This is a genomic window from Mesorhizobium sp. ES1-1 (genome assembly GCF_020164785.1).
In the GTDB taxonomy this organism is placed as follows: domain Bacteria; phylum Pseudomonadota; class Alphaproteobacteria; order Rhizobiales; family Rhizobiaceae; genus Mesorhizobium.
Map to the genome: position 1 here is coordinate 125549 of NZ_JAIUGX010000003.1, position 14990 is coordinate 140538.

The following is a 14990-nucleotide window of genomic DNA, read 5'->3' on the forward strand; positions in this document are numbered from 1 at the left end:
AGGGCGCGATGGCGACGGACGGACGTCACGGGAAGAAAGTCAATGTCGATCCCAAGCTGCTCGAGCTGCTGGCCTGCCCGCTGACCAAGGGGCCGCTGGCCTGGGATGCGGAGCGCGGCGAACTGGTTTCCAGGGTCGCCAAGCTTGCCTATCCGGTGCGGGACGGCATCCCGATCATGCTGCCCTCGGAGGCGCGCACGCTTTCCGCCGAGGATGTGCTTGCACAACCGAGGCCGGGCGGGGCCTCTTGAGAGGCGGTGGATGACCGAGGGCGCGTGTCAGCCCGCCTACTGAAAATTCCGTCCTTTCGGCATGACGCTTTCGGCTTCTTCAGACAGGGTTACGAGATCCTGTCCCATCGGCATGGGCCGGCTATCGCGGTCCCGCGCCTTTTCGGGGACGCGGCCTGAATCCGGCCGAACGGCACTCCCCGCCTTTTCCAGAAGCACGGTCAGCCAGGGCGTCAAATCCTCAATCTTCTCGGCGACGATGTGGATCACCCCCGTTTCAGACTGCAGCTTGCCGGTCACCTTCACGAACCGCGCGCCCATGACGATGGGCCGGAAGCGCTCGAAGGTTCGCTGCCAGAAGATGATGTTGGCGACGGCCTTGTCGTCCTCCAGCGTCAGGAAAATGGCGTTGCCCTTGCCGGGGCGCTGCCGCACCAGGACAAGCCCGGCAACGGAGACCCGCCTGCCGTCGCGCACGGAAGGCAGGTTCGCATTGGGCGTGACGCCGGCGCGGTCGAGCCGCTCGCGCAGGAAGGCTACGGGATGCGCCTTCAGCGACAGGCCAAGCGAGCGGTAATCATGAATGACATGCTCGCTGAGCGGCATTCTGGGCAGAATCGTCTCGGGTTCCAACTCGGGCAGACGGACCGAAGGCCGGTCGAACAGCGGCAGTTTTTCGGCGGCACTTTTGCGGTCAAGCGCCCGCACCGCCCACAGCGCTTCGCGGCGGTCCAGGCCGAGCGAGCGGAAGGCATCGGCCTGCGCCAGCTTTTCGATTTCATCGGCATCGAGGCCTGAGCGCAGCCATACGTCCCGCACGCTCTCATAACCCTCGCCGCGCCGCTCGACGAAAGCCTGCATGCGTTCTTTCGACAGGCCTTTGATCTGGCGGAAACCGAGCCGCACCGCATGGCCCGTCTCGATGACACCGCGCATCTCGGCATGGCGGGCCAGGATGCGGGCCGGGTTGAAAGGCGCTTCTTCCAAGGTGCAGTCCCAGACCGAATGATTGACGTCGACATCGCGGATGTCGACGCCATGATCGCGCGCGTCGCGCACAAGCTGGGCCGGCTGGTAGAAACCCATCGGCTGGGAATTCAGGATCGCGGCGCAGAACACGTCGGGATAGAAGGTCTTGAACCAGCAGGAGGCATAGACGAGCAGGGCGAAGGACGCAGCATGGCTTTCGGGAAAGCCGTATTCGCCAAAGCCCTCGATCTGCTTGAAGCAGCGCTCGGCGAAGTCCTTGGTGTAGCCCCGGCTGGTCATGCCGTCGATCATCTGCTGGCGGTAATTGCCGATCGTACCGGTGCGCTTGAAGGTGGCCATGGCGCGGCGCAGCTCGTCGGCCTTGCCCGGTTTGAAGCCGCCGGCAACGATGGCGATCTTCATTGCCTGTTCCTGGAACAGCGGCACGCCCAGCGTCTTGCCGAGAATCTCCTTGAGTTCCGGCTTGGGATATTCGGCCCTTTCCTTGCCTTGGCGGCGGCGCAGATAGGGATGGACCATGTCGCCCTGGATCGGCCCCGGCCGCACGATCGCGACTTCGATGACGAGATCGTAGAATTCGCGCGGCCTGAGGCGCGGCAGCATCGACATCTGGGCCCGCGATTCGATCTGAAAGACGCCGAGCGTGTCGGCGCGGCAGATCATGTCATAGACGCGCTGGTCCTCCGCAGGCAGGGTGGCCAGAACATAGGGTTGCCCGAAGGCGTCGCGTGCCTTCGGATAGTGCTCGGTAAGCAAAGTGAAGGCGCGCTGCAGGCAGGTCAGCATGCCGAGCGCCAATATATCCACCTTGAGGATCTTCACCGAGTCGAGGTCGTCCTTGTCCCACTCGACCATCTTGCGCTCGTCCATCGCCGTCTTGACGATCGGCACGATTTCGTCGAGGCGATCCCGGGTGATGACGAAGCCGCCGACATGCTGGGATAGGTGGCGGGGAAACCCCATGATCTCGTTGGCACGCTCCATCACATGCATGGCCACCGGATCGGCTTGGTCGAGGCCGCCGGCGCGGGCTTCCTTTTCGCCGAGTTCGGAGGTCGACCAGCCCCAGATGGAGCCGGAAAGCGATGACCTGACATCCTCGGACAGGCCCATCGCCTTCGACACTTCGCGCAGCGCCGAGCGGCCGCGATAGCTGATGACGGCGGCGGCGAGCGCGGTGCGCTTGGAGCTGTATTTCTCGTAGATGTACTGGATGACGGTTTCGCGCTTTTCATGCTCGAAATCGACATCGATGTCGGGGGGCTCGTTCCGTTCCTCGGAAATGAAGCGCTCGAAAAGCGAATTGATCCGTTCGGGACCCACCTCGGTGATGCCGATGCAGAAGCAGACGACCGAATTGGCGGCCGAACCGCGCCCCTGGCACAGAATGTTCTGGCTGCGCGCGAATTTGACGATGTCGTAGACGGTGAGGAAATAGCGGGCATAGTTGAGGCGTTCGATCAGGACGAGTTCTTCATCGATGCGCCTGGTGACGAATTCGGGTACCCCCGCGGGATAGCGGGTGACCGCGCCCTCCCTTGCCAGTCTTTCGAGCTCCGCTTGCGGGCCGAGGCCCGATTGCGTCGGCTCGTCAGGATAATTATACTGGAGGTCGCTCAGCGAGAAGGTCAGCTCGCGGGCGAACAGCAAGGTCTCGGCCAGCGCCTGCGGATGCCGGCGAAACAGGCGCGCCATTTCCATCGGCGGCTTCAAATGGCGCTCGGCATTGGCGGCGAGGTCCAGCCCGACCTCGGCGACGGGCGTGTTGAGGCGGATGGCGGTCAGCACGTCCTGCAGCGGGCGCCGTTGCGCCGTGTGATAGAGAACGTCGTTGGTGGCCATCAAGGGGATGCCGACGCTTTCGGCCATCGCCGCCGCCTGTTCGATGCGGAACCGGTCATTGCCCGCATAGCAGGGTGAGACGCCAAGGCGCAGGCTTCTTCCGAAGCGATCCTTGAGCTGGCGCAGCACGGCGAGCCCATCTTCCGCGCCGGCCTCCGGATCGGGCAGGACGGCCAAGGACATCAGGTCGCCCCATTCGAGCAGGTCCTCGCGCCGGAGCAGGGTGGCACCTTTTTCGGTTTCGTCGCGCAGATTGGCTTGCGTCAGCATGCGGCACAGATAACCCCAACCCTTGCGATCTTGCGGATAGGCGAGAATGTCCGGAGTGCCGTCGCCAAAGACCAGCCGGCAGCCGGGATGATAGGAGAAGCTCTCCGCCCTGGCCTGCTGCCAGGCGCGCACCACGCCCGCCACCGTGTTGCGGTCGGCAAGGCCGATCGCCGAGAAGCCCAGGAGCTTGGCCGCGACCACCAGCTCCTCCGGCCTGGAGGCGCCGCGCAGGAAGGAGAAGTTCGACTGGATGCCGAACTCGGCATAGGGGATGCCGGTCAGCGCGTTCATGCGAAGACACCGTGCATGAACCAGCGCGGCGGGACTTGAGAGCCGCCATAGAGACCTTGCCGGTAGAGCCAGTAGCGGCGGCCGTCGGCATCTTCGATGCGGAAATAGTCGCGTGTCGACGCCGCCGGGTCGCTTGGCGCCGCGCGCCACCATTCGGCGGCGATGCGCTCCGGCCCCTCGGCCCGGGCGACCCGGTAGAGCGCGCGCCGCCAGCGAAAGTGCAGCGGCGGCCCTTCCGGCATTTCGGTGGCGGGGACTTCAATGGGCTCGGGCGAGCGGAAAAGCCGGATCGGCCGTTCCGGCGGGAAGATCGTGATCGGCGCCGGCAGCCGTTGCGGCTTCTTCGGCGGCGTGGTCCGGCGCGGCGGCTCGGCAAAGGGCGGCGTGGCGACGGCACGTTCCGGCAGATGGCTTTCCACAGCGACCGACCTGAGCACCGCATCTTCGCCAAGCCGGGCGCGGATGCGGTCGGCGAACAGCGCGATGTCGGCGCCGTCGTCGGCCACTTCTCCGGTCAGATCGGCCTGCGCCATGTCGAAGGCGGCGGCGGCCAGCACGGAGAGGCGCACCAGGTCGAAACCATAGCCGGCATCGATATCCTGCTCGAGCGCGGCCAGCCTTTCATGGAACAGGCGCTGGATCAGCCGGGGCTCGCGCATCGGCCGCGACGTGCCGATGGCGATGCGGCTGACGGCACCGTCGACGCGAAACAACAGCAGCGCCAGTGTCCGGGCGCCCTCGCCACGGCGTTCGAGGTCGGCCTTCAAGGTCGTGGCCAACATGCCGACCAGCTTTTCGATGTCCTCGGTCAGGGTGACGGGCTCTGCAAGATGGCGTTCCACCGAAAGCGGCGCGACGGGAAGGCGCGGCGACACGGCTTCGTCGAGGCGGCCAATCGCCTGGTCGAGACGCAGCAGCAGCGAGGCGCCGAAGCGGCGGGCCAGCGGCGCGCGGGGCGCCGTCATGACGGCGCCGGCCGTGCGCAGGCCGACGCTTTCCAGGCTGGTCCTGGTCGCGGGGTCGATGCGCAACGCTGCGAGCGGCAGGGGCGCCAGCAGCGCCTCCTCCTCGCCGCCGGCGACAATGCGGTCCCTAGCGAACCGTGCCGCCGCCCAGGCCGCGCCCGGCGTCGCGGCAAGACCGGCGCGGACATCGAAACCCTGATGGAAGAAGCGCGACAGGATGTCGTCCAGCATGACGCGTTCGCCGCCGAAGAGATGGGTGCAGCCGGTCACGTCGAGGAACAGGCCGTCGGCCCCGTCCAGCGCCACCAGCGGAGTGTAGCGGTCGCACCAGTCGGCCAGGCCTTCGAGCAAGCGGCGGTCGGCCTCCGGGTCGGCCTCGACGATGTCGATCGACGGATGCATGGCGCGCGCATCGGCGATGCCCATGCCGCGTTTCAGATGCAGCGCCTCAGCCCGCTCGTCGAGGGCCGAGATGCGCTGCGCGTTGCCCTGGCGGTGGCTGATCACGAGCGGTGGTTGAGAGGGCGGCGGGCGATCCGACGGCCGGGAACGCCAGGACCGCCCCAGACGCTGCCGCAGGATCCTTTCCGCCGCCAGATAGGGAAACCACAGGGACAGGATTCGTTGCCCGTTCTTTCCGTCTCGCCTCGGTCCTTCGTTCGTCGCCCCATCTCTCATCGAATGCGCGGTCATCGGGGTTCCACTCCAGTGTGAATTGTCCGGGCAAGGCCGTGCGGCTCTTGCCGATGGTGACGGTGAAGGCTGGGCGGCCGATCGAGCCGGCGAGCGGCCCGGCCAGGGTGGCGCGCGGCACTGCCGGCGCAGAGGCGACGATGAGGCGGACGGGCGCCGCCGTGGGTTCGGGACCGGCGGCCTGGCGTAGCAGGAACACTGGCCGTCCGGCGCCTTGTGTCCTTGCATGCAGCCGTCGGGTCGCGGTCAGGTCCAGCCTTTGCGGATTGCCGCGGATCTCCAGGATGACAGCGGCGAGCGCCGTCATCCGTGCGGCCTCCTCGGCGACCCACAGAGCATCGACAAGCCTTGGCGCTTCTGAAAACAGCAATTGCTCGGGTTCGATGCCGAAGGAGGCATGCAGCCCCCTGGCGTAGGGAAAGCCGGCCTCGCGGAAAATCTCCGAAGTGCCGATCCACAGCACCGGCAGCCCTTGCGCCTGCTTGAGGATCAGGCTGGTGAGCGACAAGGCGAAGCCCGCGACGGCTCCGGCATCGCGGGTTTGCGTGCCGTGGATCTCGCTTAGCGCCGCTTTCGGCAAACCGCCGCCCAGCGCGGCATCGAGACGTTCGGCGCCGGTGGACAGGAAGGCATCCGGCGATGCCACGGCAAGCCCGCGCCGTACAAGCGTGAGATCCGTAGCGGACGCGCGCGTATCGGCTGCGGCATCGGCGCCGAAATCGGCATCAAGAGGTGCGGCGGCCGGCGCATTCAGGCGCTCGGGCAGCGTTCCCTCGATCTTCGCGATCTGGCGGCGCAGGGCAAAAACAGTCTCCCGCGCCACGGCGGTCATCGCCATGACGGTCAGCTTCCAATCACGATTGTTCCTGTTATGTTCTTATAGATTCCAGAGGGCGTCAGGAGAGTCAAGCAGAGTCATAAGGAATTTATTCCTTCCAACTCAGCCAGTTCACCGCCATCTCCCGCGGTATTTGCCGATTCCGGTGCGAAAGCCTATATGCCGGGTTCAAAGGATAATTCATGGCCCGCATCTACAAGACCCGCACATGGCATGACGAACTTGCCCCCTCTATGGAGGAAATGGAGTTCCTGGCGCTGGAGGCCTACGCTCATCTGCCGGAAGATTTTCGCAAGCTGACCGGCGAGATCGTCATCCAGATCGCCGAGTTTCCGACCGACGAGATCATGGACGATCTGTCTCTCGAAACGCCCTTCGACTTGCTCGGCCTGTTCGAGGGACGCGGCATTGCCGAGCGCTGGAACCCGCAGACCGGCGAGGGGCCGAACCGCATCACGCTCTACCGCCGCGCCATGCTCGACTACTGGGCTGAAAACGAGGAGACGCTGGGCGACATCGTCACCCATGTGCTGATCCACGAGATCGGGCATCATTTCGGCCTGTCGGACGACGATATGGAGAAGCTCGAAGAGGCGGCCGAGTAGGCTGTGCCGATATTCAGGGGATGCCGGCCTGCAAATGGTGGCTCCCTGCGCTTCCGGTGCTCACGTACCCAAAAGTACGCTCCGCTCCGGTTCTCGGGCACCACCATTTTCGACTCGGCATGACCTAAATCTCGACACAGCCTGCGTCGGCGCTTGAAAGACCTTACCAGTCGCTGAGCTTGGTATCGGGGCCGTATTCCTGACCGTCGACATCCTTCACCACGGCCTGGCCGCAGCGCATGGTCTTGGCTTTCTTGTCGTAGGCATAGGTCGGCGAGCCGAACAGGTGCCAGCCCTTGTTCAGCGCTGCCGTCACCTTGTGGCAGAAGCTGGCGTCGTCCGGGCCGGTGAGAAAACGGTAGAGTTTCATCGTCGATTCCTGTCGCAGGGGATAGTCCTGGCGCTGATCATGCGCCGATGGCGGCTGCCTTCGCCAGCAATTTTTCGGCCTGCGCCAGATGCAGCCGTTCGACCATCCTGCCGTTCAGCGAAATCACGCCCTTGCCGTTATTCTCTGGAAGCGCGAAGGCATCCCGCACCTGTCGCGCCTCGGCCACGGCTTGCGCCGCGGGAGCAAAGGCGCCGTTGGCCGCTTCGATCTGGGCGGGATGGATGAGCGTCTTGCCGTCGAACCCCATGGACGCTCCCTCTGTGCACTCGCGAGCGAAAGCGTCGAGATCGCGAAAATCGTTGGAGACGCCGTCGAGCATGTCGAGACCGCCGGCGCGCGCGGCGAGCACCATCGTCATCAGCCACGGGACGAGGTAGCGCCGGTCGGGCGTCGCCAGCACGCCGGTTTCCCTGATCAGATCATTCGTTCCGGCAACGAAACAACTTAGCCGCGAAGCCGGGTCTCGTCCAAGTTCGGCAATAGGGCCGATGTTGAGCATCGCCTTGGAGGTCTCGATCATGGCCCAGAGTTTCACGCTGTCGGGCGCAAAATTGTCGTCGAGCACATCGCCGGCCTCGAGCAGGTCGCGCGGCGTGTCGACCTTGGGCAGGAGAATGCCGTCCGGCTCGCAGCGCGCGGCGGCCACCAGGTCGTCATTGCCCCATTCGCTCGAGAGCGCATTGATGCGCACGATCATTTCGCGGCTGCGGGAGCGACCGGCGAAAATACCGGCCAGTTTTTCGCGCGCCGAAATCTTGTCGGCGGGCGCGACCGCATCCTCGAGATCGACGATCACGGCGTCGCAGGAGAGCTGCGCGATCTTGGCCAGCGCCTTGTCGTTGGAGGCCGGCACATAGAGCACGGAGCGGCGTGGGCGGAAGGGTTCATTTGTCATGTCCGATCTATGCCGCGCGGGGCTGGCCTAGGCAAGCACCCGACTTGTGGCGGGAGACGAGCCAACCTCCGAAGCCGGCGCTGCCCCTCATTGCCCTGCCGGGCATTTCTCCCCGTAAACGGGGCGAAAGAGGCTGACCGCAGCCGCGGCTCCCTTCCTGCAACGCTGGAGATTGGCGAAAGCGGTGAAGAGCGTCCCTCGCCCCGTTTACGAGGAGAGGATGCCGGCAGGCAGGTGAGGGGCAGCGCCAACGTTTGGAAAGTTGGCCTGCACGAAAACTGCACGCAGCTGCGGAAAACCTCCTCCGATCCGCCGCACCTCGTCCCAGAGAGCCTGCGAAACAGGCGGCATGGAAAAGCAAGCAAGACACCGTTGGTCCCTCCCTCACAGGCTGCTCGACGAAGGCTGGTGGCTGGTCGATCCTCCACGCGCCGGCCCCGCGGTCATCATCCCCTTTGTGCGCAAGAGCTCGCCGGCAACCCCGCCTGAAACGATGGGAAGGGCCCGGTCATGACAGGCTTGTTCAGCGCCGCGCCAAGCTTCGGCGCCCGCTTCGGTGTCGCCGCGTTGGTGGTAGTCCTTGCGGATTTTCTATTTTACGGCCAGCCTTTCGGCATTACCGTCCTGCTGTTCGCCATCCTGCTTGGCGCTGCAGTCATCGCCCTTCATCCCACCGCCTTCGACGCCCGTGTCTGGGCCAAGCCCGTCGCTCTGCTCGCCGCGCTGCTGCCGCTGGCCGAAAATGTCAGCGCGCTGTCGGTCTCGATCGCCCTTGCGGCCCTGGTCGCCTTCTCGCTTTCGCTGAGCGGACGCCTGACGCAGGGCCTCGTCCGCATTGTCGCGCAGATCGGGCAGTTCTGGCTGGCGGCGCCGTTCCGCTTCATCAGAGATTTCATCCGCTGGCGCAGGACAGTGCGGCGCTTCGGCCGGCGACGCTTGCGCCCGGCAGCCATCGCAGTCTGGGTGATGCCGCTGACGCTGGGCGCGGTCTTCCTTGCCCTGTTCGGCGCCGCCAACCCGGTCATCGATTACTGGCTGTCGCAGATCAATCTTATGAAGCTGCTCAACCTCATAGAGCTGGCGCGGATCGCCTTCTGGCTGTTCATGCTCGCCGGTGTCTGGGCCTTCCTGCGGCCACGCCTGCCGCGATTTCCGCAGCGTCTTGCCGGGGTAAAGGACGACCTCGCCAAGGCCCTGCCGGCGCCGGATGCGGAGAGGCAGGTGGTCGAGGGCATCGTGTTCGGCCGGCCCGCAATCCTGCGCGCGCTTGTCGTCTTCAACGTCCTGTTTGCGATGCAGACCGGGCTGGACGCCGCCTATCTGTGGGGCGGGGTGGCTTTGCCCGACGGCTTGAGCTACGCCGCCTACGCGCATCGCGGCGCCTATCCCCTGATCGTCACCGCGCTGCTTGCCGCCGGTTTCGTACTGGCGGCGCTCCGGCCCGGCAGCGCCACATCGGCCGATCCCACCATCCGCCGGCTGGTCTATGCCTGGGTAGCGCAGAACATCATGCTGGTCATCTCGTCGATCCTGCGGCTCGATCTCTATATCGGCGTCTACGCGCTGACCTACTGGCGTATCGCGGCCTTCGTCTGGATGGGGCTGGTGGCGGCGGGCCTTGCCCTGATCATCGCCCGCATCGCGCTTGGGAAATCGAACGCGTGGCTCTCCTCCGCCAATCTTGTGACTTTATCCCTGACGCTCTATGCCTGCTGTTTCGTCAATTTCGCAGCCATGATCGCCAACTACAATGTCGACCATTCGCTTGAAATGACCGGCCAGGGCATCCCGCTCGACGCCTGGTATGTGCGCTCGCTCGGCCCGGGCGCGTTCCCAGCGCTCGATCGGTTCTTCGACCATAAAGAGAAGACGCCCGATGCCGGCGCCGTCCGCGAGCTCCAGAGTTTGCGGACCAGCGACGAAGGCCGGTACCGCACTCTCCATCGCAACTGGCGCGCCTGGAGCTTTCGCGACTGGCGGCTTGCCCGCTATCTCGACAGCAAGGCCTCACTCGTGCTTCCTCAGCCTTCTCTACCTAACCTGCCGGGCCGCTGACCGATGCCGCATCACATTCTCGTCGCCGACGATGACCCTCATATCCGCGAGGTGATCTGCTTCGCGCTGGAAAAGGCGGGCATGAAGACGCAGGCCGTGGCCGACGGGGCCGCCGCCCTGCAGGCGGTCGCAAGGCGGGCGCCGGACCTTGTCGTGCTCGACATCGGCATGCCGGAGATGGACGGGCTGGAGGTCTGCCGCCGGCTGCGCCACACATCCGATGTGCCGGTGCTGTTCCTGTCGGCGCGGGACGAGGAAATCGACTGCATTCTCGGCCTTGAAATGGGTGGCGACGATTATGTGACGAAACCGTTCAGCCCGCGAGAGCTGGTCGCCCGGGTCAACGTCATCCTGCGCCGCGCCCGCCCGGCGGCGCCCGAACCGGTCGACGACCGCCAATTCGCGCATGGCAGGCTAGCGCTGACCCCGGCCAGCCATGCCGCCGCCTTCGACGGCAAGCCGCTCGCCCTGACTGGAATCGAATTCTCGATCCTGAAAGGATTCATGGCGCGGCCCATGCATGTGCTTGACCGCGACGCGGTGATGGCAAACGCCTATGCCGGCAAGATCCATGTCGCCGACCGAACCGTCGACAGCCATATCCGCAACATTCGCGCCAAGCTGGCGGCGGTAGGGTGCATGGATGCCATCGAGACCGTGCATGGGGTCGGCTTCCGGCTCGGCCGATGCGGCTGAACGCTTCCAGCAAATGGATCGGCCGCAAATGGCGGCCGCGCCTCGCCACGGTCGTCGTGGCCATTCTGGTCATGGTGATGGCGTTGCCGCTGGTCGGCCTGTTCTTCTTCCGCCTCTATGAAAACCAGCTGATCCGCCAGACCGAAGCGGAGCTGATCGCGCAAGGCGCCGCGATCGCCGCCTTCTATGCGCGCGATGTGCGCGATGCCGCCATCCCCCTGGAAAAGCTCGGCGCGCCGATGCCGCAGCTCGACGAGAACGCAAGCCAAGGCGGTGATGCGGGCGGCGACATCGACCCGGGCTACCGGCCGATCGAACCGCGCCTGGACCTCGCCTCCGACACGGTGCTTCCGACCCGGCCGGCGGCGACCCCCGCGGTCGCCGATCCGGCCTTCGCCGCCATCGGCGCTCGCCTGTCGGGCGCTCTCGATGCAACGCAGAAGACCACGCTGGCCGGGTTCCGGCTGCTCGACCCCAGGGGCGTCGTGATTGCCGGGCGCGGCGAGGTCGGGCAGTCGCTCGGCGGGGTCGAGGAGGTTCAACAGGCGCTGGGCGGCCGCTATGCCAGTGAACTGAGGCTGCGCATCCCCGACCAGCCGACGCCGCCGCTGTATTCGGTCAGCCGCGGCACCAAGGTGCGGGTCTTCGTCGCCCTGCCGGTGGACGTCGCGGGCCGTGTCGCCGGCGTGGTCTATGTCTCGCGCACGCCCAACAACATCGTCAAGCATCTCTATGGCGAGCGCGGCAAGGTGAGTTTGGCCGCGATCGCCATTCTCGGCGGCACGCTGCTCATCGGCCTGGTGTTCCTGCGCACGATCAGCCGCCCAATCCATGCGCTGATCGAGCGCACCCAGCACATCGCCGCCGGCGATCGCGGCGCAATCCGGCCGCTCGACCATCACGGCACCTATGAAATGGCCGAGTTGTCCGCCGCCTTTCTGGACATGGCGGAAAAGCTGCAGGCGCGTTCGGACGCGATCCAGACCTTCGCCACCCATGTTTCGCACGAACTCAAATCGCCGCTGACGGCGATCCAGGGGGCGGCCGAATTGCTGCGTGATTCGGGCGCCGCCATGGATGATGGCGAGCGGCGGCGTTTCTCCGACAATATCGTCAATGATGCCGGCCGGCTCAACCTGCTGGTCCGGCGGCTGCTCGAGCTCGCCAAGGCCGAAAATCTTGCGCCCAGTGGCGAAGCCACTTCGGTCGGTGCGGGGCTGGCGCTGCTGCCCGCGGATAACAGGGTGGCGGTCCGTGTCGAGGCGGGCGGCGATGTCGCCTTGCGCATCTCACCCGAGAATGCGGCGATCGTGTTTGCCAATCTCGTCGACAATTCCGCCAGGCACGGCGCGACGCTGGTTTCGGTCACCGCGGAAAGCGCCCGCGGCAAGGCGACCGTGCTGGTCGGCGATGACGGCGCCGGCATCTCACCCAGCAACAGGACGCGCGTCTTTGAGCCGTTCTTCACCACACGGCGCGAATCGGGCGGCACCGGCATGGGCCTCGGCATCGTGCTGGCCCTCCTGAAAGCGCATGATGGTACGATCAGGCTGGTTGACTCGGAACGCGGCACGCGCTTCGAGATCATCCTGCCGGCCGCGTGATTTCGAGATCAGCGGTCGAAACGGAAAGGGCTTCAAAGAAGTGCGCTACGACATCGTCATCATCGGCGGGGCCATCGTCGGGTCCTCGATCGCCTATTATCTGCGCGAGCAAGGCTTTTCGGGTTCGATCGCCCTGATCGAGCGCGACCCGCAATTCGCGCATTCGGCGACGACACTGTCCATGGCGTCTATCCGCCAGCAATTCTCCATTCCCGAAAACATCCGCCTGTCGCAATTCACGCTGAAGCTGTTCCGGCGGCTCAAGGAAGAGTTCGGCACCGACGCCGATATCGGTTTCCGCGAGGGCGGCTACCTCATTCTCGCCGGCGAAGAGGGGCTGCCGATCCTGAAGGCCAATCACGAGGCACAGATCGCCGAGGGCGCCGACATCGTGTTCGAGGGTCCCGAACAGTTGGCGCGTCGTTTCGCCTGGCTGTCGACCGAGGGCATTTCAGCGGGCGCCTATGGCCGCAGCGGCGAGGGCTGGTTCGATGCGCATGCCATGCTGATGCTGTTCCGCAAGGCGCTGCGCGAGAAGAAGATCGATTTCATCACGGCCGGTGTCACCGGCATCGAGCGGCAGGGCAACCGCGTCACCGGCGTCAGCCTCGATAATGGCGAGACGCTGGAGGCCGGCGCCGTCATCAACGCCGCCGGGCCGAACGCCGGCAAGGTCGCCGCACTTGCCGGGCTGGTGCTGCCGGTCGAACCGCGCAAGCGCAACGTCTTCGTCTTCGAGGCGCGCGACAAGTTCACGGACATGCCGCTGCTGGTCGATCCCACCGGGATCTATGTGCGGCCGGAAGGCTCGGTCTATCTCACCGGCGGCGGCGAGCCGGAAGAGGGCGACGGCCCGGCCGACCCCGCGGATTTCGACGTCGACTGGCCGTTGTTCGAAGAGGTGATGTGGCCGGTGCTGGCGACCCGCATCCCGGCTTTCGAGGCCATCAAGCCGACTCGCGCCTGGGCTGGGCATTATGACTACAACACGCTCGACCAGAATGCGGTGATCGGCCCGCATCCCGAGGTCGGCAATTTCATCTTCGCCAACGGATTCTCCGGCCATGGCCTGCAGCAGGCGCCGGCCGTCGGCATGGCCCTGGCCGAGCTTATCGTGCATGGCGGCTACCGGACCATCGACTGCCGGGCCTTCGGCTACGAGCGGGTGGCCGAAGGAAGGGCGTTTCGCGAGCTGAACGTGATTTGAAGGGCGCTTCTTCCTTCTCCCCTTGCGGGAGAAGGTGGCCTCGCGAAGCGAGGTCGGATGAGGGGTGTTCCAGAAGACGCCAACGTCTCACTCCGCTGGAACACCCCTCAACCGTCTCGGCGCTGCGCGCCGATCCACCTTCTCCCGCAAGGGGAGAAGGGAGATCTGCGCCTAGGCAAGCATCGCATCGACCGCAAGCGCATTGCCAAGCGCATGGCTTGCGGCCGTGTTGTCGAAGATCCCCCAGACCTCGGCGCCGGATGCGGCAATTGCTTGTACCTGGCTGCCGATCCGGTCGAGGCTTTCGGCTTCGTAGGCTGAATAATAGACGCGCGGCGTGCCGTGCCAGCGGAAATAGGCGAGGCGGCTCCAGCCACCCGGCACTGAAGCGGCCGGGACGGGAGCAGGGTCGGCGGCGACACGCGCGATCCGGCAGCCGGCCAGGAGCTCGTCGGCCTCCGCGTCGAACCAGCTCGCGTGGCGCGGTTCGCAGACGAGCCTTGCCGGGGTTCGCTTGCTCAACATCGTGAAGAAAGCGCGCGCGACATCGGGTTCGAAAGCCAGGCTCGGTGGCAACTGCACCAGCAACACGCTCAGTTTCTCGCCAAGTCCTTCGGCCTGCTGCAGAAAGGCATCGATAGATGGCTCGCAGCCGACGAGCCTCTGCTCATGGGTCACCGCCTTCGGCATCTTGGCGGCGAAGCGGAAACGCTCCGGCACGGAGCGGGCCCAGCGCTCATAGGTGTCGCGGCGGTGCGGTTTGTAGAACGAGCTGTTGATCTCGGCGACGGAAAAGCGTTGGGCGTAGCGTTCGAGATGCGAGCCGGCCGAGGCGAAGTCTTCCTTGTATCGCGTGGGAATGCTCCAGCCGGCCGTGCCTATGAAAGATCCGCGTTTCTCCATGGTGGGGATGTGGCCCAGCCGCGGCGCGGGTCAAGCCCGCCATCGGTCGCTCACCCGTCATCTGGTCGCAACGGGACCGAATAATTGTCAGCGCTCGCGGCCGAACCAGAACGCGTCCGGCATGCGCTTCATGCCGATGCGTTCGTAGAAGGCGGCGGCGTCCGGCACGGAGAGAAGGCTGATCGCGACGGACGGTCCGATCTGCCGGCGCGCCTCGTCCATCAGGCCCTTGCCGACGCCCAGCCCCTGCGCCGATCGCGACACGGCGAGTTCGGAGACGTAGCAGACCCAGGAGAAGTCGGTCATGGCACGGGCAACACCGACCAACGGCCTGCCTTCCACATCGCGCCGCGCGGTCACGACGAGATTTGCGCCCGACAGCATGGCCTTGAGCCGCGCATCGTCCTCGACCGGCCTGATGTCGCCGAGGCCCGACTCCATCAGGACCTGGCGGAATTCGGCGCTGTCGAGCGCCGGTTCGCTGGCATAGAGGATTTTTGACGATGCGCTCATGC

At 65.6% G+C, this 14990-nt stretch carries 13 protein-coding genes; 6 read left to right on the top strand and 7 right to left on the bottom strand.

What is annotated here, in order from left to right:
* Positions 1 to 8 precede the first annotated feature (8 nt).
* Positions 9 to 251 carry a Trm112 family protein gene (locus LB513_RS05875; protein WP_224662530.1) on the top strand — a complete coding sequence of 81 codons (243 nt, stop codon included), beginning with the start codon at positions 9 to 11 and terminating at the stop codon, positions 249 to 251.
* Positions 252 to 287: 36 nt separating this feature from the next.
* On the opposite strand, the gene LB513_RS05880 is transcribed toward LB513_RS05875, so the two are convergent.
* Genes LB513_RS05880 through LB513_RS05890 form a run of 3 tightly spaced genes read right to left on the bottom strand, consistent with a single transcriptional unit; the run spans position 288 to position 6119 of the window.
* Positions 288 to 3623 (bottom strand): error-prone DNA polymerase, encoded by a 3336-nt coding sequence (locus LB513_RS05880; protein WP_224662531.1) that lies wholly within the window; start codon positions 3621 to 3623, stop codon positions 288 to 290.
* Positions 3620 to 5095, bottom strand: coding sequence for a DUF6504 family protein (locus tag LB513_RS05885; protein ID WP_224662532.1), 1476 nt, complete (start codon positions 5093 to 5095; stop codon positions 3620 to 3622). Before LB513_RS05885 ends, LB513_RS05880 begins: the two co-directional genes overlap by 4 nt.
* Positions 5037 to 6119: an ImuA family protein gene (locus LB513_RS05890; RefSeq protein ID WP_224662533.1), complete on the bottom strand. Its 1083-nt coding sequence runs from the start codon at positions 6117 to 6119 to the stop codon at positions 5037 to 5039. Before LB513_RS05890 ends, LB513_RS05885 begins: the two co-directional genes overlap by 59 nt.
* A gap of 182 nt (positions 6120 to 6301) precedes the next feature.
* On the opposite strand from LB513_RS05890, the gene LB513_RS05895 reads away from it, so the two are divergent.
* Positions 6302 to 6724: a metallopeptidase family protein gene (locus tag LB513_RS05895; RefSeq protein ID WP_224662534.1), complete on the top strand. Its 423-nt coding sequence runs from the start codon at positions 6302 to 6304 to the stop codon at positions 6722 to 6724.
* A gap of 163 nt (positions 6725 to 6887) precedes the next feature.
* On the opposite strand, the gene LB513_RS05900 is transcribed toward LB513_RS05895, so the two are convergent.
* Positions 6888 to 7094, bottom strand: coding sequence for a DUF1737 domain-containing protein (locus tag LB513_RS05900; RefSeq protein ID WP_027047555.1), 207 nt, complete (start codon positions 7092 to 7094; stop codon positions 6888 to 6890).
* A gap of 37 nt (positions 7095 to 7131) precedes the next feature.
* A complete protein-coding gene (locus LB513_RS05905) occupies positions 7132 to 8010 on the bottom strand; it encodes an HpcH/HpaI aldolase/citrate lyase family protein (RefSeq protein WP_224662535.1) in 879 nt (292 codons plus the stop codon).
* 510 nt (positions 8011 to 8520) lie between these two features.
* Between LB513_RS05905 and LB513_RS05910 the strand changes: the two genes are divergently transcribed.
* Genes LB513_RS05910 through LB513_RS05925 form a run of 4 tightly spaced genes read left to right on the top strand, consistent with a single transcriptional unit; the run spans position 8521 to position 13572 of the window.
* Positions 8521 to 10065 carry a DUF4173 domain-containing protein gene (locus tag LB513_RS05910; protein WP_224662536.1) on the top strand — a complete coding sequence of 515 codons (1545 nt, stop codon included), beginning with the start codon at positions 8521 to 8523 and terminating at the stop codon, positions 10063 to 10065.
* Between the two features lie 3 nt (positions 10066 to 10068).
* Positions 10069 to 10761 carry a response regulator transcription factor gene (locus LB513_RS05915; RefSeq protein ID WP_224662537.1) on the top strand — a complete coding sequence of 231 codons (693 nt, stop codon included), beginning with the start codon at positions 10069 to 10071 and terminating at the stop codon, positions 10759 to 10761.
* Positions 10752 to 12365: a sensor histidine kinase gene (locus tag LB513_RS05920; protein WP_224662538.1), complete on the top strand. Its 1614-nt coding sequence runs from the start codon at positions 10752 to 10754 to the stop codon at positions 12363 to 12365. The genes LB513_RS05915 and LB513_RS05920 overlap by 10 nt, the downstream gene beginning before the upstream one ends.
* A gap of 40 nt (positions 12366 to 12405) precedes the next feature.
* On the top strand, positions 12406 to 13572 hold the full coding sequence (locus tag LB513_RS05925; protein WP_224662539.1) for an NAD(P)/FAD-dependent oxidoreductase: 1167 nt from the start codon (positions 12406 to 12408) through the stop codon (positions 13570 to 13572).
* 171 nt (positions 13573 to 13743) lie between these two features.
* Here LB513_RS05925 and LB513_RS05930 read toward each other — a convergent pair whose 3' ends face one another.
* On the bottom strand, positions 13744 to 14475 hold the full coding sequence (locus LB513_RS05930) for a DUF72 domain-containing protein (RefSeq protein ID WP_224662540.1): 732 nt from the start codon (positions 14473 to 14475) through the stop codon (positions 13744 to 13746).
* A gap of 87 nt (positions 14476 to 14562) precedes the next feature.
* The gene (locus tag LB513_RS05935) at positions 14563 to 14988 is read right to left on the bottom strand and encodes a GNAT family N-acetyltransferase (protein WP_224662885.1); all 426 of its coding nucleotides are present in this window, start codon (positions 14986 to 14988) and stop codon (positions 14563 to 14565) included.
* Positions 14989 to 14990: the final 2 nt, after the last annotated feature.

Coding starts and splice junctions, on each gene's coding strand:
- LB513_RS05920 (WP_224662538.1), top strand. CDS start 10,752: ATGCGGCTGAACGCTTCCAGCAAATGGATCGGCCGCAAATGGCGGCCG.
- LB513_RS05875 (WP_224662530.1), top strand. CDS start 9: ATGGCGACGGACGGACGTCACGGGAAGAAAGTCAATGTCGATCCCAAG.
- LB513_RS05900 (WP_027047555.1), bottom strand. CDS start 7,094: ATGAAACTCTACCGTTTTCTCACCGGCCCGGACGACGCCAGCTTCTGC.
- LB513_RS05935 (WP_224662885.1), bottom strand. CDS start 14,988: ATGAGCGCATCGTCAAAAATCCTCTATGCCAGCGAACCGGCGCTCGAC.
- LB513_RS05895 (WP_224662534.1), top strand. CDS start 6,302: ATGGCCCGCATCTACAAGACCCGCACATGGCATGACGAACTTGCCCCC.
- LB513_RS05905 (WP_224662535.1), bottom strand. CDS start 8,010: ATGACAAATGAACCCTTCCGCCCACGCCGCTCCGTGCTCTATGTGCCG.
- LB513_RS05890 (WP_224662533.1), bottom strand. CDS start 6,119: ATGGCGATGACCGCCGTGGCGCGGGAGACTGTTTTTGCCCTGCGCCGC.
- LB513_RS05930 (WP_224662540.1), bottom strand. CDS start 14,475: ATGGAGAAACGCGGATCTTTCATAGGCACGGCCGGCTGGAGCATTCCC.
- LB513_RS05915 (WP_224662537.1), top strand. CDS start 10,069: ATGCCGCATCACATTCTCGTCGCCGACGATGACCCTCATATCCGCGAG.
- LB513_RS05910 (WP_224662536.1), top strand. CDS start 8,521: ATGACAGGCTTGTTCAGCGCCGCGCCAAGCTTCGGCGCCCGCTTCGGT.
- LB513_RS05880 (WP_224662531.1), bottom strand. CDS start 3,623: ATGAACGCGCTGACCGGCATCCCCTATGCCGAGTTCGGCATCCAGTCG.